The sequence below is a fragment of the Psychromonas sp. MB-3u-54 genome (genome assembly GCF_002836415.1).
Lineage (GTDB): Bacteria > Pseudomonadota > Gammaproteobacteria > Enterobacterales > Psychromonadaceae > Psychromonas.
This window is the reverse complement of sequence record NZ_PJBP01000153.1, coordinates 1-8950: the sequence shown is the minus strand read 5'-3', so window position 1 is coordinate 8950 and position 8950 is coordinate 1. Positions and strand designations below refer to the sequence as shown.

The window sequence follows — 8950 nt, the reverse complement described above, 5'->3', positions numbered from 1 at the left end:
GTGTAGCGCAGCGCCTCTGTGCCCTCTGTGGTAGTCGCTTTAAAGCCCTATGGTTCACCATCAGGGCTTTAATCATCACAACCGAAATTCAATCAAATATCGCGTAATTTACCAATCGCGCTCTGTAATGCAAAAGAGTAACCTTTTGCGCCTAAGCCACAAATAACACCCTGTGCAATATCAGATAAGTAAGAGTGATGACGGAAATTTTCACGTGCATGGACGTTGGAAAGGTGTACTTCTATAAAAGGAATATTAACCCCTAATAACGCATCACGAAGCGCAACACTGGTGTGCGTAAATGCGGCCGGATTAATAATAATAAAATCAATTTTCTCAAAGGCGTCGTGGATTTTTTCAATCAGTTCGTATTCACGGTTTGATTGTAAGTGTGATAATGCAACATTCTGCAGCGCAGCTTCATCGCTTAACTCTTTAATGATGTCACTAAGCGTCTTACTACCGTAGACCTCGGGTTCACGTTGTCCTAATAAATTAAGGTTAGGCCCATTTAAAACTAATATTTTTATTTGTTGTGCCATAAAAAAAGACTCCCAGAAACGATGTTCTGGAAGTCTATCTGCTCTGCTGGCGGCATGCCAGCAGAAATATCGCTAAAGTGTGCGGACTAGCTCGTTTCGCGATTCTCTTTAATAAGTTGATCAACAACACTTGGATCGGCCAGTGTTGAAATATCACCTAAAGAATCACTTTCACCCGTTGCTATTTTACGTAAAATACGGCGCATAATTTTACCTGAGCGTGTTTTAGGTAAACCTTCTGCCCAATGTAAAATATCAGGTGTTGCGATTGCGCCAATTTCTTTACGTACCCATTGTTTAACTTCAGCGTATAACTCAGGAGAAGGGTACTCACCCTCATTTAAGGTGACATAAGCATAGATACCCTGACCCTTAATTTCGTGTGGTACGCCAACAACGGCGGCTTCCGCTATTTTAGGGTGAGCAACTAACGCACTTTCTATTTCAGCGGTGCCCATACGGTGACCTGAAACGTTTAGTACGTCATCAACACGTCCGGTTATCCAGTAATATCCATCGCTGTCACGACGCGCGCCATCACCGGTAAAGTACATGCCTTTAAAAGTGCTGAAATAGGTTTGTTCGAAACGGTCATGGTTGTTATAAAGCGTGCGCATTTGTCCTGGCCAGCTATCTAGCATGACTAAGTTACCTGCAGCTTCACCTTCTAAAACAACGCCTTCGCTATCAACAATGGCGGGTTGAACACCAAAGAAGGGAAGGCTTGCAGAACCGGGTTTCAGGTCAGTTGCACCAGGCAGCGGCGTAATTAAGATGCCGCCGGTTTCAGTTTGCCACCAGGTATCAACGATAGGACAGCGCTTATCGCCTATTTTGTTGTAGTACCATTCCCATGCTTCAGGGTTAATGGGTTCTCCAACGGAGCCTAAAATACGTAATGAAGAACGGTGTGTCCCTTCAATCGCCTGATCACCTTTTGCCATCAGTGCCCGGATTGCCGTTGGCGCAGTGTAAAGAATAGAAACTTTGTGTTTATCAACAACTTCACTCATGCGTGCTGGAGTAGGGTAATTGGGTACACCCTCAAATATTAAGGTGGTTGCGCCGTTAGCAAGCGGGCCATAAACCGAATAACTGTGCCCGGTGATCCAGCCTACATCGGCAGTACACCAGTAAATATCACCTTCCTGGTAATCAAATACATATTTGAACGTCATGGCAGCATAAACCAAATAACCGCCGGTAGTATGGAGAACACCTTTAGGCGTCCCCGTGGAGCCCGAAGTATAGAGAATGAAAAGCGGATCTTCTGCATTCATCGCTTCCGGTTCACATTCACTTGATTCATCGGCACAAACTGATTCCCAGTCAAGATCTCGACCGACAACCCAATTGACTTCTCCACCGGTATTTTTAAAGACAATGACACTTTTTACGCAGTCTGTGCCGTCTCTTGTTAGTGCTTCATCAACATTTGCTTTAAGAGGAACAGCACGTCCACCGCGACGACCCTCGTCTGCGGTAATAACTATTTTTGCACTACTGTCGACAATACGTCCGGCAATCGCATCGGGCGAGAAACCACCAAAGACAATTGAATGAACCGCACCGATACGTGTACAGGCAAGCATGGCAACTGCCGCTTCCGGTGTCATTGGCATATATAAACAAACAACATCACCCTTTCTAACACCTTGGGATTTTAATACATTGGCAAACTGACAAACACGTTGATGCAGCTGCTTATAGGTTATTTTTTCTTCCTGATCTGCAGTGTCACCTTCCCAAAGAATGGCAACCTGGTCACCTTTAGTGGCAAGGTGTCTATCGATACAGTTAGCTGAAACATTAAGTTGTCCGTCTTCAAACCATTTGATGCTGACATGGCCCGAATCGTAGGAGCTATTTTTGACTTTTGTGTAAGGTTTAATCCAGTCTAAAATTTTACCTTTTTCACCCCAAAACGTGCTCGGATCGCTAATAGAAGCTTGATATTGTGTTAAATACTCTTCATTAGTCAGTAAGCTGTTTTTTGCAAGGTTATCTGTTACGGGGTAAATGTGCTCTTCACTCATGTTTAACTCCAGTTATTAAAATAAACCAATCACCTGCTAATGAGGAAATGATTGTAATTGCTGATTAATTCGGAAGTGAGTGTAAAGCAGAGCCAATGACTAAATTGTGAGGTAGCTAAAATTTGTTGCATTAAGGTTAATTTATAGAGTGATTAAAACTTGTTCTGCGATCTGTATCAATAGCAGCGGTCGCGATCTTTTTTTTTTGCGATAAGAAATCATGTTTTTTTTATTATAACTTCATTTTTATCCTTGCTCTCCTAAACTGAACTGGTGAAAATAAAATCTTTTACTATCATCTAAATGGGTATATTTAAAGCGCTTAAAAATATGGATTTGAAAATATGGCAGGGATGCTTAACAACCTCAGAATGGTTTTTACCTTCCTTTATTAGTTTCAATTCATTGTAAGTGATTAAAAAATTGAAGATTAATACCCATCCGGTAGAAGGTAAAAGGAAAATTTAATATCGTTTTAAACGTTATTAAGAGAGTCGTAGATAAAATCTAATGAGTCTTTTTATCTCAGTCCTCCGGATCGTCCTATTTCGTCATGACAAGATATTTCAATCTTGATCTATCTTAAATGACTTTTCTGGAGTCTATTAATGAACTCAATTAATCAATATAAAGGGTTTGTGGTATTAACTACGACGGTTTTGTTAAGTATCGCAAGCATTGCATTTACAGCACAGATGGCATCGACTCAACTGCTTGATAATAAAATTGTGGCTAATGATTACCGTAATAATCAGGCCTTTGTTAATGCGGAATCAGGTCTCAATTTGCTATTGAGTAGACTTGATGATCCCATCCTCGGACCTGATATTTTCAACAGTGCAACTTATAATGTCAGTACAACTTATACTGACAGTTCAACGGACAACCACTACAGCGTGCAGCTCACTTGGCTTAATACTAATACGCTGAAACTAGTCTCAACGGGTACTTCTATGGATGACAGTGCGCAGCGCATCATTTCCCTGCAGATTAAACCTGTAATGGGTTTTAATCTTCCTGCCGCAGCTGCTTCACTCAATGGCAGACTGAATCTGGATGCAGTGGCTATGGTTAATAATGGATGTGAAGGGGTTAGTGCCGCAGATTGTGAATCTCCGGGTAATTTTGCAGATTATCAACTGGTCAGTAAGTCTACAGTAGCACCGACGGATTTATGCCCCGGGCCTGTTAATGACGACAATTTTTATGAGCCAATAAATTCGGATAACTCGCTGGAAATAGGCTCAGTTGATGAGCAGGGTGACGTTATTCAATGGCCAAATAATATAGCCACCGGTTCTAATTTTTATGGAACAGCAGCTGCAGGTGGTTCAGCGGCCAGTTCACTGTTCGAAAGCACCTTTGGAGTGAGTAAAAATGCAGGTATCACGGCATTAAAAAATTCTGCTGACGTTGCGAAAATTGATATGACAGATGGCACCTTAAGTACAAGCTGCTCGGAACGCTTAGATGCGTTAGCACTAAACCATCCCGATATAGATACTATTTATATCACAGGAAATTGTGATATAGACCCAAATGATGCAGGTCAAAGTTCAACATCTGGCAATAGACACTTTACTCTCGGCACGGTGGAGAATCCCAAAATGGTCTTTATAGAAGGCGGAACCTTTCTCCTTCAACACGAGAACGGGGTGCCAAAGAAAGGAGCAGCCGTTATTGGCATGCTGTATTTCCTTTCTAGCGATCACAATGTTGTTGATCTTGGGGGGGTAAGAGTTAACGGAGCATTGTTAAGTGAATACAGTTGTTCGTATGATGTAACCCCCAATGTTGATAACGAGCAACCCTTTTCTGTACGTTATGACAAAACAGTGCTTAATACATTATACGGAAATATAGGTCGGAATCGCGCTATCTATAACGGTTATAGTATTGTGCAAGGGTCATGGAGGGATTTTTAATGTTTAAAAAAACAGCTCAAAATGGTTTTTTATTGGTTGAAATATTAGTGTCGTTATTAATAATTAGTTTAACCGCCGTGAATATAACCGGTTTACAAAAACTTATTGTTGAGCAAAATCGCGATAATGTGGCACATACTGAAGTGATTGCCCTGGCAAACCAGAAAATGAATGAATTACTCAGCTATGATAATGTTGCCCGTCTCGATGCGCTTGTAGGTGTTAATTTACCGACGGAGGAACCCGGCCTGACAACTTTTAATCTGGAATGGGCAGTCTCTTCCGATCTCGCTGACGGTGCTAGTATACGCACCGTTACACTGCAAATAAAGTGGGATGATTCAAAAGGCGATGAGCAGACTTATCTCTATTCAGAGAAAATTAATTTGGCGCAGTCAAGGGCTATTATTCTTGAATCTGAACTGCAAACTAATGATGTATTCTATTTTAACCCTAAACTAGAATACAAACAAAACGCCTTTGTTATTTATAATAGCGAATTATTTGAATCACAAAAGCATTTTTCTGCTGGCAGTGCTACTCCCCCCGAAACCGGCTCCGGTGATTGGGAAAGTCATGGTTTGATCACTAACTCGGATTTAGCCGCATTATTTTAGCCCCTCTGCAGCGCGTTCACTAGCAAAATGTTGAAGCTTTTTAGTATGTTAAAGCTTCAACATTAGCTTACTAATAATGAGGAGGTGCCATCTCTTCTTTTTCAGCTGCAAGTTGGTTCGGCTGGGCATCTTTTAATTTTATTGCCAGTACCGCCAGCTGTTCGCTAATTAATTGTAATTTACGCTGTTGTTGAAAGATCTCTTCATTTAAGGTCTCAATATTGTCTTCATGAAAGGCGACTTTCATTTCTAATTGTTCAATGCGTTTTTCCTGATCCATTCTGCTTCCTATCTTTTAGCGCAATAAGGCGTTTTTTAACTAAGTCATTAAGTATACTACTTCTGCTTTAAGAGATGTTTTTTTTCTATTTATAAATAAATATGAACTACTTCTGTGTTTACCTGTCAATAAACGGTGCGTTATAGCGCGCACCGGTAAAATCGATTTCAGAATTTATTGGCAAGGAAAATTTCATTATTGAGCCTCGTAAGTGTTCGCTTTGATAATGCGCAGGCTTATGCCGACCAGTATTACTGGTATTAATAAAAAAATTCTAAAATAAGATGTAATAACGAAACAACTATTTGATAATATTAACTATAAGGCGCTTTAATAAATCATATCGTTAATTGAATTTCCTTATCATTAGCGCTAGAGTTGTGAGAATCTGAAAATTTTAATCCTCGTTTTTTCTCTTTTTCAGAAAGAGAAAACAAAAAACAGTTAATTTAATAATAAGAAACAATTTGGAGTAACAATGAAAAATGTATTTAAAGTTTCGTTATTAGCCGCTGCGGTAGCATTTACTGTAGGGTGTGAAGACAAACCAGAGCCCGTCGCTCAAGTACAAGATAAAGTGGTAGAGAAAGTCGCTTTCGAAAATGATGCCGAAAAAGCTGCCTATGCAATTGGCGTCTCATTTTCGACACAGATTAAAGCTGGTATTGCTAAACAAGCTGAATTCGGATTAGAAACGCTTGATACAGAAGCGATTATTGCCGGTGTTACGGATTCGCTACGTGATACTTCTAAGCTAACCGAGGAAGAAGTGGTTGCAACCGTTAATGCTTATGGTGAACAGGTACAAGCTGCCGCAGAAGCAAAAATGAAAGAAAAAGGCGAAAAAATGGCTGAACAAGCAGCAGTGTTTTTAGCTGATAATGCCAAGGTCGAGGGCGTCACTGTGACTGACTCTGGTTTACAGTACTCAGTAATGACTGCCGCGGAAGGGTCTAAACCCCAAGCTGAAGACACAGTAACAGTGCATTATGTAGGAACCTTGGTTGACGGAACTGAATTTGACAGCTCAATCAGTCGTGGTGAACCTGCGAAGTTCCCGCTTAACCGTGTTATTCCCGGTTGGACTGAAGGTGTGCTGTTGATGAATGTTGGCGAAAAATACAAGTTTGTTATTCCAGCTGAATTAGCTTACGGAGAGCAGGGCGCAGGTTCAATTCCTCCTGGCGCAACCCTGATTTTTGAAGTTGAATTATTAGATATTGAAACGGCTAAAGCAGCAGTTCCTGCTGAATAATAATTAACATCAATCGTTAATATCAAGGCCGCTTTAGCGGCCTTTTTTTTGGCTATTAATTTTACAGCTTCCGATTCTTCGTGATCATCAGCTTTCACTTCATCAATTTCTACTTCCTCATATTTCACTTCATCAATTTCTACTTCATCATATTTCACTTTATCAACAAGAAAATACCAGACTAAGACGGCTCTTCAAGACTTTCCCTGCAAGTTACCATCATGTGTTTTTCCTTTGAAAAAATTAATTATATTTAATGACGGTCTTATTTGAACGCCAACTAGCACCAACCATGACAACAAACGTATAGCGCGTAGGGTGTCTGCTCAGATACTAAGCTGTCGCTTATTCGCTGCACCGATTATCGCTGCCCGCGGTGCATTGAATGCATCTACCGATAATCTCATAGCAAACGCATTAATAACGTAATCAGATTTACTATTCAAAATTATCCCGGCGGCTTTGATAGCGTAAATTTTTCATTTGAAGCAACTGGTCATAAATTTAATGCTTTTGGTATAAGTAGAGCACTCTGAACGGTTTAATTGATCCGTTTTATATTTTTAAAACCGGTTTTAAATACAGCATACAAGAAGGGTGGCTGATGCCGTATTGGTCAAACAGAATAAAAATTTAATCCGAACAATATAAAGTTAACGCTAACCGCTAACAACGACCCCTTTTTTAGTGCTTTCCTATCGCGAATGGTTGTCGAACTCCCCTTTAAATAGTGTATCCTTAGCGCATTAATTTATGGGGTGAAATATGTGGGATGTGATTATCATAGGTGCAGGTGCATCGGGGCTGATGTGTGCGATAGAAGCGGGCAAGCGCGGGCGTAAGGTTCTAGTGCTTGAACATGCTAAGCGGGCAGGTCAAAAAATAATTATGAGTGGTGGTGGACGTTGTAACTTCACCAATCTCTATACTGAACCGGGTAATTTTCTTTGTGATAATCCGCATTTTGTCAAATCGGCATTAAGCCGTTATACCCAGTGGGATTTTATTGCGCTGGTGGACAAACACCAAATAAGCTGGAATGAACGCGATCACGGACAACTATTCTGTGATGAGAGTGCCAAACAAATTGTTGCCATGTTACTTAATGAGGCGAAAGATGCCGGAGTTAAAGTCCAAGTCCAATGTGAAATATTCAGCCATAGTAAATTAGCGGATAACCATTTCTCCGTACAAACTAAATTAGGTGAATATCAATGCCAATCATTAGTGGTTGCAACGGGTGGCTTATCTTTACCTAAAATGGGGGCAACACCGCTGGCTTATAAAATTGCCGATCAATATCGAATACCGGTTAAAGCGACTCGGGCGGGATTAGTTCCTTTTACCCTGCAGCAGAGCCAAAAAGAAAAATTTACTGAATTATCCGGTATTAGTCTACCCGCACGGGCAACGTGCCGAGTAACTAACGGTAAAAAAAGTAAAGAAATCAGCTTTAGTGAAGCGTTGTTATTTACTCATCGCGGTTTAAGCGGCCCGGTTATTTTACAAATTTCAAATTACTGGCAGCCGGGTGAGAAAATAAGCTTAGATCTTCTACCTAATCTGGATCTTTTTGCTGAACTGTTACATGCCCAGAAAAATCATCCCGATCAGGCTTTGAAAACAGTGTTAGCGCAACAGCTACCTAAACGTGTGGTTGAGTGTTTATTAGCATTTTCAGAGATCGAAAGCTTACCGCTTAAACAGTATAACGAAAAGCAGCTTCAGGAGATCACACAACTCTTTCAGCACTGGTCTCCGCAAATCAACGGGACAGAGGGTTATCGCACCGCAGAAGTTACCCTTGGTGGTATTGATACGGATTTTGTTTCATCAAAAACCTTTGCCTGCAAAAACGTATCTGGCTTGTATTTTATCGGCGAAGCATTAGATGTGACCGGTTGGTTGGGAGGTTTTAACTTCCAATGGGCATGGGCATGCGGCTGGGCAGCAGGGCAGGAAGTTTAATTGTTTTTGGTCTTTTCCTAGCCAAATAGGTTTGTTTGTAGGCTTTCGCTTGTTCGCGTTCAATGTAGTTTTATCGCTGGTGGTTTCGCCCTGACGGCAACCTTACTTTTTCTTAGTGCCGAAAAAAAGTAGGCAAAAAGCGACACCCCTAGCCATTTTTTGATCTTGTACTGCCCAACCTCTTTTTAACGCACCATTTCGGACCGTACATCCCTGTACGGAGCCGAACTTAGCGAAATCCTCCATGATTTCACTTGCTAAAGCGTTTGTTCATTACAAGAAAAATGGAAGGGGATTGCGTAGCCGAATTTGTTTGGTGTTTTAAAA

7 protein-coding genes are annotated in these 8950 nt (G+C 40.9%); 4 read left to right on the top strand and 3 right to left on the bottom strand.

Annotated elements, in window-relative coordinates; all coding sequences use genetic code 11:
* Positions 1 to 92 precede the first annotated feature (92 nt).
* Both aroQ and acs read right to left on the bottom strand, forming a co-directional pair.
* Positions 93 to 542: a type II 3-dehydroquinate dehydratase gene (aroQ, locus tag CXF72_RS11475; RefSeq protein ID WP_101039157.1), complete on the bottom strand. Its 450-nt coding sequence runs from the start codon at positions 540 to 542 to the stop codon at positions 93 to 95.
* A gap of 86 nt (positions 543 to 628) precedes the next feature.
* Complete coding sequence (gene acs / locus CXF72_RS11470; RefSeq protein WP_101039156.1) at positions 629 to 2578, bottom strand: acetate--CoA ligase; 1950 nt, start codon at positions 2576 to 2578, stop codon at positions 629 to 631.
* A 608-nt stretch (positions 2579 to 3186) separates the two neighbouring features.
* On the opposite strand from acs, the gene CXF72_RS11465 reads away from it, so the two are divergent.
* Complete coding sequence (locus CXF72_RS11465) at positions 3187 to 4503, top strand: pilus assembly PilX family protein (protein ID WP_101039155.1); 1317 nt, start codon at positions 3187 to 3189, stop codon at positions 4501 to 4503.
* Entirely contained in the window at positions 4503 to 5120 is a 618-nt protein-coding gene (locus tag CXF72_RS11460) for a type IV pilus modification PilV family protein (protein WP_101039154.1), read from the top strand. The genes CXF72_RS11465 and CXF72_RS11460 overlap by 1 nt, the downstream gene beginning before the upstream one ends.
* A gap of 70 nt (positions 5121 to 5190) precedes the next feature.
* Here CXF72_RS11460 and CXF72_RS11455 read toward each other — a convergent pair whose 3' ends face one another.
* The gene (locus CXF72_RS11455) at positions 5191 to 5400 is read right to left on the bottom strand and encodes a SlyX family protein (RefSeq protein ID WP_101039153.1); all 210 of its coding nucleotides are present in this window, start codon (positions 5398 to 5400) and stop codon (positions 5191 to 5193) included.
* 478 nt (positions 5401 to 5878) lie between these two features.
* Between CXF72_RS11455 and fkpA the strand changes: the two genes are divergently transcribed.
* Together fkpA and CXF72_RS11445 are read left to right on the top strand one after the other, a co-directional pair.
* Positions 5879 to 6655 carry an FKBP-type peptidyl-prolyl cis-trans isomerase gene (gene fkpA, locus CXF72_RS11450; RefSeq protein WP_101039152.1) on the top strand — a complete coding sequence of 259 codons (777 nt, stop codon included), beginning with the start codon at positions 5879 to 5881 and terminating at the stop codon, positions 6653 to 6655.
* A gap of 765 nt (positions 6656 to 7420) precedes the next feature.
* Positions 7421 to 8623 carry an NAD(P)/FAD-dependent oxidoreductase gene (locus CXF72_RS11445; RefSeq protein WP_101039151.1) on the top strand — a complete coding sequence of 401 codons (1203 nt, stop codon included), beginning with the start codon at positions 7421 to 7423 and terminating at the stop codon, positions 8621 to 8623.
* Positions 8624 to 8950: the final 327 nt, after the last annotated feature.

What these genes read in the sequence shown, in the direction of transcription:
- aroQ (WP_101039157.1), bottom strand. Translation starts at nt 542, where the DNA reads ATGGCACAACAAATAAAAATATTAGTTTTAAATGGGCCTAACCTTAAT.
- acs (WP_101039156.1), bottom strand. Translation starts at nt 2,578, where the DNA reads ATGAGTGAAGAGCACATTTACCCCGTAACAGATAACCTTGCAAAAAAC.
- CXF72_RS11465 (WP_101039155.1), top strand. Translation starts at nt 3,187, where the DNA reads ATGAACTCAATTAATCAATATAAAGGGTTTGTGGTATTAACTACGACG.
- CXF72_RS11460 (WP_101039154.1), top strand. Translation starts at nt 4,503, where the DNA reads ATGTTTAAAAAAACAGCTCAAAATGGTTTTTTATTGGTTGAAATATTA.
- CXF72_RS11455 (WP_101039153.1), bottom strand. Translation starts at nt 5,400, where the DNA reads ATGGATCAGGAAAAACGCATTGAACAATTAGAAATGAAAGTCGCCTTT.
- fkpA (WP_101039152.1), top strand. Translation starts at nt 5,879, where the DNA reads ATGAAAAATGTATTTAAAGTTTCGTTATTAGCCGCTGCGGTAGCATTT.
- CXF72_RS11445 (WP_101039151.1), top strand. Translation starts at nt 7,421, where the DNA reads ATGTGGGATGTGATTATCATAGGTGCAGGTGCATCGGGGCTGATGTGT.